Below are 16,965 nucleotides of genomic sequence, written 5' to 3' on the forward strand. Positions count from 1 at the left end.
CCTCGCCGCGGCAGATCGACGGCTACGGCGCGGGTTTGGTCACCTGCACCTGCGTCTGCGTCCCCTCGAACCCGAGCGCACGGTAGATCCGGATCGCCAGGTACTCCGGATCCGCCACCATCACCAGCGTCTTCGCCCCCAACTCCCCCAGCCCGTACTCCGACGCGCGGTGCACGAGCGTGGTCGCGATGCCCTGCCCACGATCGTCCGGGTGGGTCTGCACATTCTGGAACCGGGCCACCCCGGAGCCGTCGGTCAGCAGCCCCAGCGACGCCTGCAGCCGATCACCGTCGAACGCGCCGAACCACTGCCCGTGACCCGCTTCGACCACCGCCCGGTGCGCGGCGACCCGCCGACGCACGAACTCCTCGTGCCCCTCCCGGTCCGTCGGGTTGGCGGCCAGGTCGAGCGTGACCAACTGCTGCCAGTCGTCGTCGCTCGTCAGGAACCGGTACGTCGAGGTGGTGTTCGGGCGGCTCGGCGGGACCACCGCTCGGGCCGTCATCACCGTGCTGCGCTCGATCTCGAGGCCGGCCGCGGTCAGCTCGGGCTCGTCACCGGCCCGGCCGTCCACCGAATCGATGCCAAAGGCAACATGCTTGGCGTCCGGGAAGGTGCTCGCGAAATCCCGCAGGCGCTGGTCGAGTTCACCGGGCTCGATCGGCGACCGGAGCAGCAGGAAGTTGCCCCACCAGTACGTCGGGTTGGCCGGCGTCCGGACGACGACGTGGTCGCCGGCGTCGGTGACTTCGCTCCCGCCGAGCGCCAGCAGCAAGAGGTCGGTGCGGTAGCCGAGGCTGGTGATCTCCATCCATCCATGGTCGGCACGCCGTCAAGACGATTTCGCCTCGTCCGATCCCGCTTGCTGCTCCGCGGCGTGCGCGATGTTGCGCTGCATCCCGCCGAACACGATGCCGTGGAACGGCTTGATCGCCCACCAGTAGAGCTGGCCGGGCAGCCCGTGCGGATGGAAGAGCGCTCGCTGGCGGAAGACCGTCCGGCCCTGGTCGTCCTGGTCGACGATCAGCTCCAGCCAGGCGAGTCCCGGCAGGCGCATCTCCGCGCGCAGCCGCAGCAGCTTCGGTTCGTCGATCTCCTCGACCCGCCACCAGTCGAGCGGATCGCCGACCGACAGATCTTTCGGGTTCCGCCGGCCGCGCCGCAGTCCCGGCCCGCCGAACAACCGGTCGAGCAGACCACGAGCCCACCAGCCCAGCCGCCACGAGTACCAGCCGTTGCCGCCACCGATTCCTTCGATCACCGTCCAGAGCCGGTCGGGCGACGCGGAGATCGCGCTCTCCCGTTCGTCCACGTAGAGGGACCCGCCGGCCCAGGCCGGATCGCTCGACAGCGGGTCGCTCGGTGCGCCCGGCGTGGCGGCGGAGGCCCAGCTCGTGGTGACGTCGAGATCCTGCACCCGCTTCAGCGCCAGCTCGACCGCCTGGTCGAAGCCGATCAGCCCCGGCTGGGGGTCCGGCACGTGCCGCGCGATGTCGTGCTCCTTGCAGACCACTTCGTGGATCAGGCTGTCGACCAGTGGCCGCGCGATGCTGTTCGGCACCGGCGTCACCAGGCCGACCCAGTGGCTGGACAGCGATGGGGTGAGCAGCGGAAGCGTCACGATCCGGCGCCGCCGCAGGCTCGACACGTCGGCGTACCGCTGCATCATGTCCCGGTACCTCAGCACGTCCGGACCGCCGATGTCGAAGCCGCGGTTGACGCCGCCCGGCATCTCCGCGCTGCCGACCAGATAGTGCAGGACGTCGCGGACGGCGATCGGCTGGATCCGCGTGCTGAGCCAGCGCGGCGTCACCATCACCGGCAGCCGCTCGGTCAGGTAGCGCAGCATCTCGAACGACGCGGATCCGGACCCGATGATCACGGCAGCCCGCAGCACGGTCGTCGGTACGCCGGACGCGAGCAGGATCTCGCCGACCTCGCGGCGCGAGCTCAGATGCGGCGACAGCTCCTCGTCGTCGGGGTAGAGCCCGCCGAGGTAGACGATCCGGCCGACGCCCGCCTCGCGCGCCGCGGCCGCGAACGTGCGAGCGGTGTGCCGATCCCGGGCCTCGAACTTCTTGCCGGTGCCGAGCGCGTGGATCAGGTAGTACGCGACGTCGACGTCCTCGAGCGCGGCCTCGACCTGGTGCCGGTCCCCCGCGTCGGCCTCGACGACCTCCACGTCGTCGTACCACTCGCGGCCCTCCAGGCGACGCGGGTTCCGGGCCATCGCGCGGACGCGGTAGCCGGCCTTCAGCAGTTCGGGCACCAGGCGTCCGCCGATGTAGCCGGTCACACCGGTGACGAGGACGAGCTTCGGGCCGTCGGAAGCGGGGGAGGTCACGCCACAGCGGGTTCCCGTTCGCGGGCCTCGCCACGCCGAACGTGCGCAACGGGATCGCCGACGGCGACAGCCCGGCCGAGATTGCGGGCTCCTGCTCCAGTTGACATGCAGCCTGACGGCTGCCTATTGTCGAAAGGCAGCCAGCGGGCTGCCTGTTAGGAGTGGTACAGCGTGATGGACGACGTGTTCCGCGCTCTCGCGGACCCGAGCCGGCGGCGGCTGCTGGACGAGCTGAACGCGCGCAACGGCCAGACCCTGCGCGAACTCTGCGCCGTGCTCGAGATGGCCCGGCAGTCGGTGAGCAAGCACCTCGCCGTCCTGGAGGCGGCCAACCTCGTCACCACCGTGCGGCGCGGCCGGGAGAAGTTGCACTACCTGAACGCCGAACCGATCAACGCCATCGCGGACCGCTGGATCACCCGGTACGACCGCCGGCGGGCGCGCCTGTTCGCCGACCTCAAGACCGCATTGGAGCAGCAGACCATGAGCGACACCGACTTCGTCTACACCACCTACATCCGGACCACGCCCGAACGGCTGTGGCGCGCCCTGACCGAACCGCAGTTCACGCAGCAGTACTGGGGTCTGCACCACGAGACCGACTGGCAGCCCGGCGCACCGATGACCTGGAAGATGGGCGACGTCACGATGGCCGGCGCCGGTCAGAAGGTCGTCGAGCACGAGCCGTACCAGCGGCTGTCCTACACCTGGCACACGATCACGCCGGAGTTCGCGCGCGCGGTGGAGCTGAGCGCCGAGGACGAGGCCGCCACCCGCGCCGAACCGCTGTCGACGGTCACCTTCGAGCTCGAGCCCGACGGCGATCAGGTGAAACTGACCGTCATCCACACCGGCTTCGAACCCGGCAGCCGGATCCGCTCGATGGTCAGCGAAGGCTGGGTCAAACTCCTGTCCGACCTGAAGTCCTTCACCGAAACCGCCGAGGCCCTCCAGGACGCCTGACCCACACCGCGACCAGGCCGTCCTGAGGTGGCGGGATGACTACGGGCGGCGATGGATGAGCAGAGGCAACACAGCCGCAGCCCCGGCCTCCCGGAGTTTGGCGGCGGCCACTGTGATCGGCCACTGGGACGACGACGCGTCGACGACCAGCAGGACCGAGCGACCGGTGACGGACTGCGCCGTGGCGCCGTCGATCTCGATCGCGTCCCGCCAGACCTTGGCCTCCTCGGCGGAGGACAGATCGTCGATCGAGCCGAACGGTTGCAGCGGAAGGTCCGCCCGGTCGAGGCGGCCGATCTCGGCCAGGTGGTCGGCGACGGCGGTCGTGAGGGCGCGGCTGCCCGCGGCGGGCAACGGAACGACGACCTCGGGACGCCGCGACCACGCATCCCGCCAGCGCGACAGCGCCGCTACGCATCCCGCCTTCAGCGCGTCGAGCGCTGCCGGATCCGGAGTGTCTGTGCCGAAGGTGGAGCGGAGCACCTCCCGCCACTCGGGGGCGTCGGCGAAGACGATGGTCCGGCCCGGGTCGGCGAGCAGGCCCGGAGGGATCCGGCCCTTGGCGCCGAAGGCTCCGCCCGGCCACATCTTGCGCGGTTCGAGCACGTGCGTCTCCCCGCGGAGCTGGCGCGTGATCGCCTGCACCGTCTCCGGGTCGGGGCTCGCGGTGAGCGGGTCCGGAAGCAGGCCGAGGCAGACCGAGCACCGGCCACACGGCTCGGCGGTCGGGTCGTCCAGGGACTCCTGGAGAAGTTGCATGAGGCAACGTTCGCCGCGGGTGTAGGCGCGCATGATGTCGGCCTCGCGCCGACGTACGGCGACGATGCCGTCGTAGTGGGCCGCGTCGAAGGTCCACGGCACGTCGGTCCGCACCCAGCCACGCTCGACCCGCTCGACCGCGCCGTCCACAGCCAGCTGCTTCAGCATCAGCTCGACCCGGCCGCGGCGCAGCCCGGTCTCGGCCTCCAGCGACGGCACGGTCGCCGGCTGGTCGGGCCCGTACGCCGAGAGGCCGGCCAGCAGGCGGTTCACCTGCTCGGGCACCGGGATGGTCGCGGTCGCGAAGTAGTCCCACACGCCCGCGTCGGCGTCCGACGGCAGCAGCGCGACGACGGCGTGATCGATCCCTCGGCCGGCCCGCCCGACCTGCTGGTAGTACGACACCGGCGACGGCGGCGAGCCGACGTGCACGACGAAGCCGAGGTCGGGCTTGTCGTACCCCATGCCGAGCGCGGACGTCGCGACCAGCGCCTTCAGCCGGTTCTCTCGCAGGGCGTCCTCGAGACTCTCCCGCTCCCCCGACTCCAGCCCACCCGTGTACGCCGCGACCGGTACGGCGGCGCCGTGCACCTCCTGGATCGCCGAAGCCAGACGCTGCGCGTCGGCGACGGTCAACGTGTAGACGATGCCGGAGCCGGGCAGCTTCGGCAGATGGTCGACCACCCAGGCGAAGCGGTCGAGCGGGGACAACGCGTTCACGACCGCGAGCTGCAGGCTCGACCGCGCGAGCGGACCACGCAGGACCAGCGTCGACTCGCCGAGCTGGTGCGCGACGTCCTCGGTGACGCGGCTGTTGGCCGTCGCGGTCGTCGCGAGCACCGGGGTCTGCGGGTTGAGCTTCTGCAGGACCTCGGAAACGCGCCGGTAGTCGGGCCGGAAGTCGTGTCCCCAGTCGGAGACCGCGTGCGCCTCGTCGATCACCAGCAGGCCGATCTGGCCGGCCAGCCCGTCGAGGACGCGGCGCCCGAAGCCCGGGTTGGCCAATCGCTCCGGCGAGACGAGCAGGACGTCGATCGCGCCCGAACGCAGGTCGGTCTCGATCGAGGACCAGTCGTCGACGTTGGACGAGTTGAGCGTCGCGGCCCGCAACCCGGCGCGCGCGGCGGCGGCCACCTGGTCGCGCATCAAGGACAGCAGAGGTGAGACGACAAGCGTCGGCCCCGCACCCTCGGACCGGCGGATCGCGGTCGCGGCCCAGTACACCGCGGACTTGCCCCAGCCGGTCGCCTGGACGACGAGCACCCGCGCGTTGGGCTCGCACAGCGCGGCGACCGCGGTCTCCTGGTCGTCCCGCAAGCGCGCGGAATCCCCCGCGATCGCCGAGATCACCCCGGCGGCGGTCGCGGCGCGGGACTCGGACAACTTCAACGCATCACCCATGCCGACGACCCTAGACGCCCGCACCCCCAACGCGTGGGCCCCGGACCTCAACCTGTGGAAAACCTGGGGTGAGAAGAGGCGCCTCCGGACCGCTGGAATTTAAGCGCTGACCTCGCACGTGGTGTCCGCGCAGGCGTTGGGGCGGCAGGGAGTGCCGGCGGTGTCCACGAGACGCCGGGGCCCCGGGCCGCGGGCCGCCAACGCGTCGTACGGGTTGGCCAGGGCGCAGCGGTCGAGGGACAGGCAGCCGCAGCCGACGCAGTCCTTGAAGTCGTCGCGGAGTTGTTCGAGCTGGACGATGCGGCGGTCGAGCTCGGCCTGCCAGCACTGGGAGATGCGTTCCCAGTCCTGCCGGGTGGGAGTGCGGTTGTCGGGCAGCAGCGCCAGGATCCCGGCGACGTCGGCGAGCGGGATGCCGACCCGCTGGGCGATCCGGATCAGAGCGACCCGGCGCAGCGTGTCGCGCTTGTAGCGGCGCTGGTTACCGGACGTCCGCCGGCTGACGATCAGGTTCTGGCGTTCGTAGAAGTGCAGCGCGGAGATCGCCACACCGCTGCGTTCGGACAGCTGCCCGACGGTCAGTTCACCCGGTTCGATGTCCATGCCAACTCCTCCCGACCGACCTCAACCGAAGTCGAGGCTAACCCACGGTCAGGCAGCAGGCACCAGGCGCCGTCCGATGCTCGCCGACATCAGCGCCGCCGCGGCGCACAAGCCACCGGCCAGGTACCAGGCCAGGTTGTAGCTGCCCTGCACGTCCCGGATCGCGCCGGCGCCGGTCGCCGCGAGCGCGGCCCCGATCTGGTGCGACGCGAACACCCAGCCGAACACGATCGGCCCGTCCACCCCGAACCACTCCCGGCACAGCGCGACCGTCGGCGGCACGGTCGCCACCCAGTCCAGCCCGTAGAAGATGATGAACACCCAGACGCTCGGCTGCGCGGACGGCCCGAGCAGCGACGGCAGCACCAGCAGCGACAGCCCACGCAGCGAGTAGTACGCGATCAGCAGGTACCGCGGGTCCCAGCGGTCGGTCAGCCAGCCCGAGATGATCGTGCCGCCGACGTCGAACACCCCGACCAGAGCGAGCAGCGACGCGGCCGTCGTGACCGGCATCCCGTGGTCGTGCGCGGCGGTGACGAAGTGGGTGCCGACCAGCCCGTTCGTGGACGCGCCGCAGATCGCGAAACCACCCGCGAGCAGCCAGAACGCCGGCCGTCGTGCCGCGTCGCGCAGCGCCGTCAGCGCTCGCATCGAGCTGCTCCCGGTCGTGGTGACCCGCTGGCCCGCCGTACTGCCCTCCGGGGCGCCGTACGCGCGCAGTCCGACGTCGCTCGGGTAGTCACGCAGGAACAGCAGCACCAACGGCACCACCGCCAGCGCGGCAGCCGCGGCGACGAGCGCCGGCACCCGCCACCCGTACGACGTCGCCAGGGCCGCGATCAGCGGCAGGAAGACGAGCTGGCCCGCCGCGCCCGCGGCGGTCAGGAGGCCGGTCACCAGCCCACGTCGCGCCACGAACCAACGCCCGGTGATCGTGGCGACGAACGTGAGCGACATCGACCCGGTGCCGACACCGACCAGCAGCCCCCAGCACAGCAGCAGCTGCCAGGACGAGTCCATGAAGACCGTGAGCCCACTGCCGAGCGCGATCAGCACCAGTGCTCCGCTGACCACCTTGCGCAGGCCCAGCCGGTCCATCAGCGCCGCCGCGAACGGCGAGATCAGACCGTAGAGCAGCAGGTTGATCGAGATCGCGGCCGAGATCGTCGTGTGCGACCAGCCGAACTCCTCGTGCAGCGGGTCCAGCAGCACACTCGGCACCGACCGGAAGCCGGCGGCGCCGATCAGCGTGACAAAACCGACGGCGGCGACCGGCCAGGCGCGGTGCAGCCGGTAGGTCTTCTTCTCCAGGATCTCGGTCACCCACCGAGTATCGAAGCTTTGCCGCGCCGAAACAGTGGCCTGAATGCCAACATGTGTCAAGATGTGGCCATGGCCGCATCCAGTACGCCGCACCGCATCGCCGTGCTCGCCCTGGACCCGGTGGTCGGATTCGACCTGACCATCCCGTCCACCGTCTTCGGCGCCGCCGCCCGCGCCGACGGCACCCCTCTGTACGACGTGAAGGTCTGCGGGGTCCGCGCCGAGCCGGTGCGCGCCTCGGCCGGTTTCACGGTCGTCCCGGACTACGGCGCCGAGGTGCTGGCCGAGGCCGACACGGTGATCATCCCGGGGACCTACCTCCCGCAGGCGCGCCATGAGGGCACCCTGCCGGACGATGTCGCCGAAGCGCTCGGGCTGATCCGCCCCGGCACCCGGATCGCGTCGATCTGCACCGGCGCCTTCGTGCTCGCCGCGGCCGGACTGCTCGACGGCCGCCCGGCGACGACGCACTGGATCCGCGCCGACATGTTCCGTGCCCTCTACCCGCAGGTGAAGCTCGACGAGGACCTGCTGTTCATCGACGACGGCGACGTGATCACCTCGGCCGGACTGGCCGCCGGCGTCGACCTGTGCCTGCACCTGGTCCGCAGCGACTTCGGCAGCGAGGTGGCCAACCGCGCGGCCCGGCACTGCGTCGTACCGCCGTGGCGGGACGGTGGTCAGTCGCAGTTCATCGAGCGGGCCGTCCCGGACGAGGGCAGCGACGGCACCGGGCCCACCCGCGCGTGGGCGCTGGAGCGGCTCGACCAGGAGATCAGCCTGGCCGCCATGGCGTCGTACGCGCGGATGAGTGTGCGGACGTTCAGCCGGCGCTTCAAGGCCGAGACCGGCCAGTCCCCCGGCACCTGGCTGCTGCAGCAACGGGTCCGCCATGCCTGTCACCTGTTGGAGACGACAGACCTGCCGGTGGACCGGATCGCTGAAGCCGCCGGACTCGGTACGGCGGCCTCACTGCGTCACCACCTGCGGAGCAGCCTCGGCGTCTCGCCGCTGGCGTACCGGAAGACTTTCCGGGCGGTTTAGACGACCAGGAGGTCGTGCGGACGCTGGTTGACCGACTCGACGCCGTTCTCGGTGACGATGACGATGTCCTCGATCCGCGCACCCCACCGGCCCGGCTGGTAGATGCCCGGCTCGACGCTGAACGCCATCCCCGGCTCCAGCACGAGTTCGTTGCCCGCGACGATGTACGGCTCCTCGTGCACGTCCAGGCCGATGCCGTGCCCGGTCCGGTGGATGAAGTAGTCGCCGAACCCCGCAGCCGCGATCACCGACCGGGCCGCGGCGTCGATCGACTCGGCCGTGACACCAGGCCGTACGGCAGAAACCGCCGCCTGCTGCGCCTCCTGCAGTACGGCGTACGTCGCGCGCACGTCGGCGTCCCGCGGCTCACCGACCGCGTAGGTCCGGGTGGAGTCGGAGTTGAAGCCGGACGGCAGCGGCCCGCCGATGTCGACCACCACCACGTCGCCGGCCTCGATCACCCGGTCCGACACGTCGTGGTGCGGGCTCGCGCCGTTCGGTCCGCTGCCGACGATCACGAAGTCCGCCAGGACATGACCTTCCTCGACGATCGCCGCCGTGAGGTCCGCGCCGACCTCTGCTTCGGTCCGCCCGGCCCGAAGGAACTCCGGGACCCGCGCGTGCACCCGGTCGATCGCCGCCCCGGCCGCCCTCAACTCGGCGATCTCAGCCGCGTCCTTGCGCATCCGCAGCTCCCGCACGATCGGCCCGGCCAGCACCTGCTCGGCCGACGGCATCGCCTGCCGCAACGCGAGCACGTGCAGCGCGATGGCGAAGTCGCTGACAGCCACGCGGTCCGCCTTGCCCAGCCGGTCGCCGACCAGCGCGTACGGGTCGTCGCCGTCGACCCAGGTCAGCACGTCGACACCCAGCTCGCTCAGCGGCACGTCGGCGTACCCAGGCGCTTCCAGCTTCGGTACGACGAGCGCAGGGGCGCCGTCGGCCGGCACGACCAGTGCGGTCAGTCGCTCGAACGAACCGCCTCCCTGCCCGATCAGGTAGCGCAGATCGGAGCCCGGCGCGATCACCAGCCCGGTCCCGGCAGCCACCTCCTGCGCTCGCTCCAACCGCCTCCTGAGCACACCCGGCTCCGGAGCTACTTGATGCAACGCTCGACGACTCATGTGCCCGACACTATGTCGGCGGGCCCTGTTAGAACTACCGCCATGCCACTTCACCACGTCTCCTACGGCGAGGGCGTACCGGTCCTGGCCGTGCACGGCTGGACTCCTGACCACCGGCTGATGTCCGGCTGCCTGGAGCCGGTCTTCGCCGACCTCACCGGCTATCGCCGCATCTACCCGGACCTGCCCGGCATGGGACGGAGCCCCGCGGGGTCGATCGACAGCTCGGACGGCATGCTCGACGCCGTGCTGGAGTTCGTCGACGACGAGATCGGCACGGAGCCGTTCCTGCTGCTCGGTGAGTCGTACGGCGGTTACCTGGCACGCGCGATCGCCGCACGGCGGCCCGAGCAGGTGCTCGGGCTCGGCCTGATCTGCCCGATCGGGCTGGCGGTCGAGAACGCCGAACGAACTGTTCCGGAGCATGTCGTCCTGCGTTCCACCCCCGGTCTGCTGGACGGACTGGACGAGCAGGCGGCCGCCGACTTCACCGAGATCACTGTCGTGCAGACGCGCGAGACGCTGCAGGCCTTTCTGGCCGACGTGGCGCCGGGACTGGACGTCGCCGACACCGAGGCGATGGCCCGGATCCGCAAGAACTGGACGCTGTCCACACCTCCTGAAAGCGGACCGGCCTACGAGCGGCCGACGCTGATCCTGTGCGGACGGCAGGACTCGTCGACCGGGTACGCCGACCAGTGGCCGCTGCTGCCGCACTACCCGCGCGCGACGTACGCCGTACTGGACGCGGCCGGGCACAACCTGCAGCTCGAGCAGCCGGAGCTGTTCGCGGCGCTCGTCCGCGAGTGGTTGCGGAGGGTGTCGCTGGAAGCTACCTGAAAGTAATATCGATGGCATGGACAGACGCCCGCCGGGATGGCCGTTGCTCGTCGCGTTGATCAACGGGCGGAGCGGGATCCCGGACGCCCGGCTGAGCGACGCGGTGCGGGACAAGGTCGTGCTGGTCACCGGGTCGTCGTACGGGATCGGTGAGGCGACGGCCCGGCGGCTCGCGGCGGCGGGGGCGACGGTGCTGCTGGTGGCGCGGACGGCCGAGCAGCTGCGGGCGGTCGCGGACGGGATCACGGCGTCCGGCGGGCGCGCGCACATCTATCCGACCAATCTGGCCGATCCAGCGGCGATCGAGCAGCTGGTCGTCGACGTGCTGCGCGACCACGGGCAGGTCGACGCCCTGGTCAGCAACGCGGGAAAGTCGATCCGGCGCTCGATCGCGGACTCCTACCAGCGGTTCCACGACATCGAGCGGACCAACTCGGTCAACTACCTCGGCCCGGCGAAGCTCGTGCTCGAGCTGCTGCCGTCGATGCGGGAGCGCGGCGCGGGACACATCGTGAACGTGTCGACGGCCGGCGTCCGGACTCCCCCTCTGGCGCGCTGGTCGGCGTACCTGGCCTCGAAGAGCGCGTTCGACGTGTGGCTGCGGTGCATCTCGCAGGAGCTCCGGCACGACGGCGTCACCACGTCGACCGTCTACATGGGGCTGGTGCACACGCGGATGAGCCAGCCGACTCCGGTTCTGCACAGCCTGCCGGGACTGACGCCGGAGCAGGCTGCCGACCAGGTCTGCCGGGCGGTGGCCGAGCGGCCGCACAACATCACGCCGCCGCTGGTCCGGCCGGCGGATGCTCTCGGCAACCTTCTGCGGGTGCCGACGGACCGGCTGTTCGAGTTGTACTTCCGGCAGAGCTCCGCACGAAAGCGCACGTCGTGATCCCGATCCGCCCGATCAAGCCGATCCGTCCTCCGGACTGGCTGGTCCGGCGTGCGGCCGAGGCCGGCGCGGTGTCGCTGGCGCTGGCGCGTTCTGGAGTCTGGCGCTCCGCGGGGCCGACGCAGTTGCCCGGGATCGAGCGGGCGTTGCGGCGCTGGGGGCAGTCGATGGCGGCGCTGGGCGCGGTCGCCGCGATCCGGTTCCCGGACCGGGCGGGAGTGATCGACGAGCGGGGCCAGCTGACGTACGGCGAGCTCGATCGCTGGGTGGCGGCGATCGCGGCCGGGATGCACGCGGAGTTCGGACTCGTTGCCGGGAGCAAGGTCGCGGTGCTGTGCCGGAACCACCGGCACTTCCTGGCCGCCACGCTCGCGGCCTCGCGGCTGGGTGCCGACGTGTTGTTCGTGAACACGGAGTTCGCCGCGCCGCAGACGGCCGCCGTACTGGAGCGGCATCGGCCGGACCTGCTGGTGCACGATGACGAGTTCGTGGTCGAGACCGACGTTCCCGCCGTACTGGGGTGGCGGGAGGACGGCAGCGGGCTCGACGACCTCGCGACGCTTGGTGCGCCGGAACCGCCGGCGCCGGACCGGCCGGGGCACATCACGATCCTCACGTCGGGCACCACCGGTACGCCGAAGGCCGCGCCGCGCGCGCCGACCGCGCTCGGACTGGCGGGCCTGACGGCTTCTGCCCTGCAGCGCTTCGGGTTGCGGGCCGGTGAGCCGATGGTGATCTGCCCGCCGCTGTTCCACGGGCTCGGACTGCTGACCTCGATGCTGGCGTTGTTCCTCGGATCGCCGCTCGTGCTGGCCCGCCGGTACGACGCGGCGGCGGTGCTCGGCTCGATCGAGGCGACGCGCGCGGGGTCGGTGGTCGCCGTACCGGTGATGCTGCAGCGGATGCTCGAGCTCGGGCCCACCGAGCTCGCCCGGTACGACGTGCGATCGGTGCGGGCGGTGATCTCCGGGGCGTCCGCGTTGCCGCCGTCGCTGGCGGCGCGCTTCATCGAGCAGTTCGGGCCGGTGCTGTGCGACGCGTACGGATCGAGCGAGATCGGCATCGCGACGATCGCGTCGTCGGCCGACCTGCTGGCCGCGCCGGGCACGGTCGGGCGTCCGTGCCTGGGCAGCTCCGTCCGGATCCTCGGGCCTGACGACCGGCCGGTGCCGACCGGCGAGACCGGGCGGATCTTCGCCGGCGGCGGGCTGGTCTTCGGCGGGTACTCCGACGGCAGCAGCAAGACGGTCGTCGACGGGCGGATGAGCACCGGGGACCTGGGCCATCTGGACGCACACGGGCGGTTGTTCGTGGACGGGCGCGAGGACGACATGATCGTGTCCGGCGGTGAGAACGTCTATCCGGGCGAGGTCGAGGACTGCCTGCTCACGCATCCGTCGGTGACCGACGCGGCGGTGGTCGGCGTACCGGACGAGGACTTCGGTCAGCGGCTGGTCGCGTACGTCGTACTCGACGGCCACGCGACGCCGGAGGAACTGATCGAGCACGTGCGTGGCAACCTCGCGCGCTACAAGGCGCCGCGGGAGATCGTGGTCTTGGACGAGCTGCCGCGGACCGCCACGGGCAAGGTGCTCAAGCGGGACTTGGGGTCAGACTCCGGGCAGTGAGCGCGGGGCCGGGCCCGTGTACGTCGGGTTGATGCCCTTCGGCAGTGGGCCCTTGATGCGGGTCGGCTCGTTGCGCTGCTCCCAGGCGTGCGCGAGCAGGCCGACCGAGCGGGACAGTACGAACAGCCCGCGGGCCAGCTCGGGGGCGAAGCCGAGCTCGGCGTAGATGGCGGCGGTGGCACCGTCCACGTTCATCGGTACCGGCTTGGTGCCTTCGGCAAGCACTTGCTCCAGGGCAAGGACCAGCTCGAGGTAGTCGCCGCGCACTGTGCCCGCTTCGGCGGCTTGCTGGAGAGCGGTGATCAGCGGGTCGCGGCGTGGGTCGCGCGGATGCCAGCGGTGGCCGAAGCCCGGGACGAAGGCCTTGCGGTGCTTGTAGTCGGCAACGAGGGCGCGGGCTGCGGACTCGGGCGTCTCGCCGGCCTCGACGGTCGCCCGTAGCTGGAGAAGGACTTCGAGGCATTGCTGGCCGGCGCCGCCGTGCACATCGCCGAGCAGGTTGACGCCGGTGGCCATCGCGTTGTTGAGGTCCAGGCCGCAGGAGGCCGCCATCCGGGTCGCGGCGATGGACGGGGCCTGGGGGCCGTGGTCGACGGCGGCGACCAAGGTGAGTTCGAGCAGCTTGGCTTCGGCCGCGGTCGGCAATTCGCCGCGGGTCATCAGCCAGACCATCTGCGGGTAGCTGACCGCGCCGATGAGATCCTCGACGGCGTAGCCGCGCAACCGGATGACGCCCGGCCCGATGTCAGTGATCGCGGTCGACCACCAGTCCCCTACCGACTCGCTCATACGGCTCCTTGGGCTCGCAGGTCGGCGATCTCCGCCGCGGTGTAGCCGGCTTCGGCCAGGATCTCGTCGACGTGCTCACCGAGCTGCGGCGGCCGCCGGGCCGGGCCGACCGGTCGTCCGTCGACATGGACGCTGCTTCCGAGAACGCGCAGAGAGCGCTCCCCGGCGATCTCGGACGGCAGCTCGTCGCCTTGGGCCGTCGTGGGCATGGGAACGTCGTGCAGGAGCCGACGCTCGGTCACCTGATCCAAGGCAAGCACTTGCGGCACGGTCAGCACCGGCGCCACCGGCACCCCACTGGTCGACAGCAACTCGTCCCACTCGACGGCAGAGCGCTCTCCGAGCGTTCTCTCCAACTCACCCTTCAGCTCCGCGCGATGCAGTTTGCGCGCCTCCCGGGTCGCGAAGCGCTCGTCCGCGATCAGCTCCGGCCGCCCGACAACCGTGCACAGTTCGACGTACTGCTCCTGCTTGTTCGCCGCGATGTTCAGCGCGCCGTCGGCGGTGGCGAAGGTGCCGGACGGCGCGGAGGTCGCGTTCTCGTTGCCCATGGCCCGTGGTTCCCGGCCGGCGACCAGATAGTCCGACACAACCCACCCCATCGCGGCCACGGCGGTCTCCAGCATCGACACGTCGAGGAAACTGCCGGTGCCGGTGCGGGAGCGCTTCACCAGCGCGGCCGAGATCGCGAACGCCGCGGCGTACCCGCCGAGCGTGTCCGCGATCGGGAACCCGGTCCGCGTGGGCGCGCTCTCCGGCGTACCGGTGACGCTCATCATCCCGGACAACCCCTGGATGATCTGGTCGTACGCCGGCCGGCCGCGCATCGGCCCGGTCTGCCCGAAGCCGGAGACCGCGCAGTACACGAGCCCGTCGTTCAGCGCGTGCAACACCTCCCAGCCGAAGCCGAGCCGCTCCAGGACACCGGGCCGGAAGTTCTCCAGCAGCACGTCGGCGCCGCGGACCAGCCGCTCGAACACCTCGCGACCGCCCGGCGACTTGAGATCGAGCGTGAGAGAGCGCTTCCCGCCGTTCTGGGCCAGGAACGAGATTCCCAGCCCGCGCGCGCTCAGCTCCGGATCGGCACCGAGATTGCGCGCCAGATCGCCGGTGCCCGGCACCTCGATCTTCACCACGTCCGCGCCCATCAGCCCCAGCTGGTAACCGGCGAACGGCCCGGCGAGCACGTTCGTCAGGTCCAGCACCCGCACGCCGGCCAGCAGATCAGCCGACACCCCCGCGGTCGAACCGCTGTCAGGACGCACTGAACCCGCTCCAGCCGGTCGACCCGATCGTTCGGGCGCAGCGTCGTACCGCCTGCACGTAGCCCGGCAACCGGTCCTCGTTGAAGCGCGTCGTCGGTCCGCCGACGCCGACCGCCGCGACCACGCGCCCGTCGGATCGCACGACCGGCGCGGAAACGCCGGAGGCCCCGAGTTCGCGCTCTCCGTGGGTGATCGCGAAGCCCCGCTCCCCCGTCGCCGCCGCCAGCGCCCGCAGCTTCTTCGGAAAGTCGCTGCCGTACGGTGACTCGGCGGCGACGTCGTCGATCACCGACGGATCGGCCGCCAGCACCGGCGGGTCGCTGAGCAGCACCCGCGACGCTGCTCCACCCCACAGCGGCAGCGCCGACCCGACCGCGATCGAGTGCCGCACGCTCAACGTTCCCTGCGCCTGCGCCAGGCAGACGCGCGTCCGCCCGACCCGGATGTACAGGTTGGCCGTCTCCCCTGTGTCGGCGGCCAGCTTGCCCATCGCGGACCGGACGGCCGGCGGGATCTCCATGCTCGCGCTGCTCAACCGCGACCAGCGCAGGAAGCCCGGCCCGATCGCGTAGCGCCCCGGACCGATCGCGGCCACCAGACCACGCTGCTCCAGCGTGGTCACCAGCCGCAGAACCGTTGTCTTGGGCAACTTGCTCGCCACCGTCAGTTCGGCCAGGGTCCAGGTCGGGTGCTCGTCGTCGAAGCGCTCCAGCAGATCGAGAGCCCGGTGCACACTCCGGACTCCCGCCAGCTCACGCTCTCCAGCAGGCCCACCGTCCGTCATGCCGCCCCTTTCCGCCGGTCACTTCCACTGCCGAAGATAACCCGTGGGTCCGCAGAACGGAATCTCTGTACCTCCTGGTGGAATGCTGCTACGGTCGCCAGTGATCCAGGCCACCCCTGCCCCCGCGTGCCCTGAAGGAGGTACCCGATGTCGCGATTCCTGACGCGGCTCGTGCCACGCACCACCGCCGGTCGCCGAACCAGGCGTCCGTCCCGGCGCTCCGCGTTCGTCGCCGCCGGGCTGTCCGTGAGCCTGGTGCTGTCGGGCTGCTCGGCCCTCGAGAGCGACAGCGTGGCCGGCGACTTCCCGTCCCGCAACCTCGAGATCATGGTGCCGGCCGCGCCCGGCGGCGGCTGGGACCTGACCGCCCGCCAGTTCCAGCACGTCGTCCAGGAGGACGACTTCCTACCCGGCCGCTCCACCTCGGTGGTCAACGTGACCGGTGCCGGCGGCGCGGTCGGCGTGTCCCGGCTGGTCACCAAGAGCCGCAAGGACCCGCACACACTGATGATCACCGGCCTGGTCATGGTCGGCGCGCTGACCCTGAACCAGTCCAAGATCACGCTCTCCGACACGACCCCGATCGCCACTCTCACCGCCGAGCAGGAGGTGTTCGTGGTGAAGGCCGACTCGCCGCTGAAGTCGCTGAAGGACCTGGTCGCCAAGTACCAGGCCGATCCGGCGTCGGTCAGCTGGGGCGGCGGCACGATCGGCGGTACCGACCACATCGCCGCGGGGGTCCTGGTGAAGACCGCCGGCGCGGATCCGTCGAAGGTGAAGTACATCAGCTACTCCGGCGGAGGCGAGGCGACCGCCGCGATCCTGTCCGGCGACGTCACCGTCGGGATCTCCGGACTGAGCGAGTTCGAGGAGCAGATCACCGCCGGCAAGATGCGGGTGCTGGCGACCACCGGAACCGAGCCGATGACGGTGGCCGGCAAGCAGTTGCCGACGCTGAAGTCGGAGGGCTACAACACCGAGGTGCTGAACTGGCGGGCGATCGTCGCGCCGCCGGACATCCCGGAGGCCGACCGGCAACGACTGATCGAGTTCGTGACCAAGGTCAACAGCTCGCCCGAGTGGGCCGAGATCCGCAAGAAGCAGGGCTGGACCGACTTCTTCAAGACCGGCGACGAGGCGACGAAGTTCATCGCCGACGAGACCACCCGGGTCGAGGGACTGCTGCAAGAACTGGGGATCGTTTGA

Annotated in this window: 15 protein-coding genes; 6 read left to right on the forward strand and 9 right to left on the reverse strand. The window is 70.9% G+C overall.

The window, feature by feature from the left end; translation table 11 throughout:
* Window positions 1-22: 22 nt before the first annotated feature.
* Both BWI15_RS21995 and BWI15_RS22000 read right to left on the reverse strand, forming a co-directional pair.
* A complete protein-coding gene (locus BWI15_RS21995; protein WP_077016362.1) occupies window positions 23-811 on the reverse strand; it encodes a GNAT family N-acetyltransferase in 789 nt (262 codons plus the stop codon).
* 21 nt (window positions 812-832) lie between these two features.
* Complete coding sequence (locus BWI15_RS22000; RefSeq protein WP_077016363.1) at window positions 833-2,344, reverse strand: SDR family oxidoreductase; 1,512 nt, start codon at window positions 2,342-2,344, stop codon at window positions 833-835.
* 174 nt (window positions 2,345-2,518) lie between these two features.
* Between BWI15_RS22000 and BWI15_RS22005 the strand changes: the two genes are divergently transcribed.
* Entirely contained in the window at window positions 2,519-3,307 is a 789-nt protein-coding gene (locus tag BWI15_RS22005; RefSeq protein ID WP_077016364.1) for an ArsR/SmtB family transcription factor, read from the forward strand.
* 39 nt (window positions 3,308-3,346) lie between these two features.
* Here the strand turns inward: BWI15_RS22005 and BWI15_RS22010 are convergent, their stop codons facing one another.
* The 3 genes from BWI15_RS22010 to BWI15_RS22020 all read right to left on the reverse strand — a co-directional run bounded on the left by BWI15_RS22010 (window position 3,347) and on the right by BWI15_RS22020 (window position 7,393).
* Window positions 3,347-5,467: a RecQ family ATP-dependent DNA helicase gene (locus BWI15_RS22010; protein ID WP_077016365.1), complete on the reverse strand. Its 2,121-nt coding sequence runs from the start codon at window positions 5,465-5,467 to the stop codon at window positions 3,347-3,349.
* Between the two features lie 99 nt (window positions 5,468-5,566).
* On the reverse strand, window positions 5,567-6,070 hold the full coding sequence (gene soxR, locus BWI15_RS22015) for a redox-sensitive transcriptional activator SoxR (RefSeq protein ID WP_077016366.1): 504 nt from the start codon (window positions 6,068-6,070) through the stop codon (window positions 5,567-5,569).
* A gap of 48 nt (window positions 6,071-6,118) precedes the next feature.
* Window positions 6,119-7,393, reverse strand: coding sequence for an MFS transporter (locus BWI15_RS22020; protein ID WP_077016367.1), 1,275 nt, complete (start codon window positions 7,391-7,393; stop codon window positions 6,119-6,121).
* 69 nt (window positions 7,394-7,462) lie between these two features.
* On the opposite strand from BWI15_RS22020, the gene BWI15_RS22025 reads away from it, so the two are divergent.
* Window positions 7,463-8,437 carry a GlxA family transcriptional regulator gene (locus BWI15_RS22025; protein WP_077016368.1) on the forward strand — a complete coding sequence of 325 codons (975 nt, stop codon included), beginning with the start codon at window positions 7,463-7,465 and terminating at the stop codon, window positions 8,435-8,437.
* Here BWI15_RS22025 and BWI15_RS22030 read toward each other — a convergent pair.
* Window positions 8,434-9,504 carry a M24 family metallopeptidase gene (locus BWI15_RS22030; protein ID WP_237771402.1) on the reverse strand — a complete coding sequence of 357 codons (1,071 nt, stop codon included), beginning with the start codon at window positions 9,502-9,504 and terminating at the stop codon, window positions 8,434-8,436. The two genes, BWI15_RS22025 and BWI15_RS22030, sit on opposite strands and share 4 nt — an antisense overlap.
* Before the next feature lie 99 nt (window positions 9,505-9,603).
* On the opposite strand from BWI15_RS22030, the gene BWI15_RS22035 reads away from it, so the two are divergent.
* The 3 genes from BWI15_RS22035 to BWI15_RS22045 are packed head-to-tail and all read left to right on the forward strand — an operon-like array spanning window position 9,604 to window position 12,921.
* Window positions 9,604-10,401, forward strand: a complete 798-nt coding sequence (locus BWI15_RS22035; RefSeq protein ID WP_077016370.1) for an alpha/beta fold hydrolase — start codon at window positions 9,604-9,606, stop codon at window positions 10,399-10,401.
* Window positions 10,402-10,417: 16 nt separating this feature from the next.
* Entirely contained in the window at window positions 10,418-11,293 is an 876-nt protein-coding gene (locus tag BWI15_RS22040; RefSeq protein WP_077016371.1) for an SDR family NAD(P)-dependent oxidoreductase, read from the forward strand.
* On the forward strand, window positions 11,290-12,921 hold the full coding sequence (locus tag BWI15_RS22045) for an AMP-binding protein (protein ID WP_237771403.1): 1,632 nt from the start codon (window positions 11,290-11,292) through the stop codon (window positions 12,919-12,921). The genes BWI15_RS22040 and BWI15_RS22045 overlap by 4 nt, the downstream gene beginning before the upstream one ends.
* Here the strand turns inward: BWI15_RS22045 and BWI15_RS22050 are convergent.
* Genes BWI15_RS22050 through BWI15_RS22060 form a run of 3 tightly spaced genes read right to left on the reverse strand, consistent with a single transcriptional unit; the run spans window position 12,904 to window position 15,759 of the window.
* A complete protein-coding gene (locus tag BWI15_RS22050; RefSeq protein ID WP_077016372.1) occupies window positions 12,904-13,710 on the reverse strand; it encodes a citryl-CoA lyase in 807 nt (268 codons plus the stop codon). The genes BWI15_RS22045 and BWI15_RS22050 overlap by 18 nt on opposite strands.
* Entirely contained in the window at window positions 13,707-14,975 is a 1,269-nt protein-coding gene (locus BWI15_RS22055) for a CaiB/BaiF CoA transferase family protein (RefSeq protein ID WP_237771404.1), read from the reverse strand. The genes BWI15_RS22050 and BWI15_RS22055 overlap by 4 nt, the downstream gene beginning before the upstream one ends.
* Window positions 14,965-15,759 (reverse strand): IclR family transcriptional regulator, encoded by a 795-nt coding sequence (locus BWI15_RS22060; protein WP_077016373.1) that lies wholly within the window; start codon window positions 15,757-15,759, stop codon window positions 14,965-14,967. Before BWI15_RS22060 ends, BWI15_RS22055 begins: the two co-directional genes overlap by 11 nt.
* 147 nt (window positions 15,760-15,906) lie before the next feature.
* Between BWI15_RS22060 and BWI15_RS22065 the strand changes: the two genes are divergently transcribed.
* Window positions 15,907-16,965, forward strand: a complete 1,059-nt coding sequence (locus BWI15_RS22065; RefSeq protein WP_237771405.1) for a Bug family tripartite tricarboxylate transporter substrate binding protein — start codon at window positions 15,907-15,909, stop codon at window positions 16,963-16,965.

Source organism: Kribbella sp. ALI-6-A, from assembly GCF_001984195.1.
GTDB lineage: Bacteria > Actinomycetota > Actinomycetes > Propionibacteriales > Kribbellaceae > Kribbella.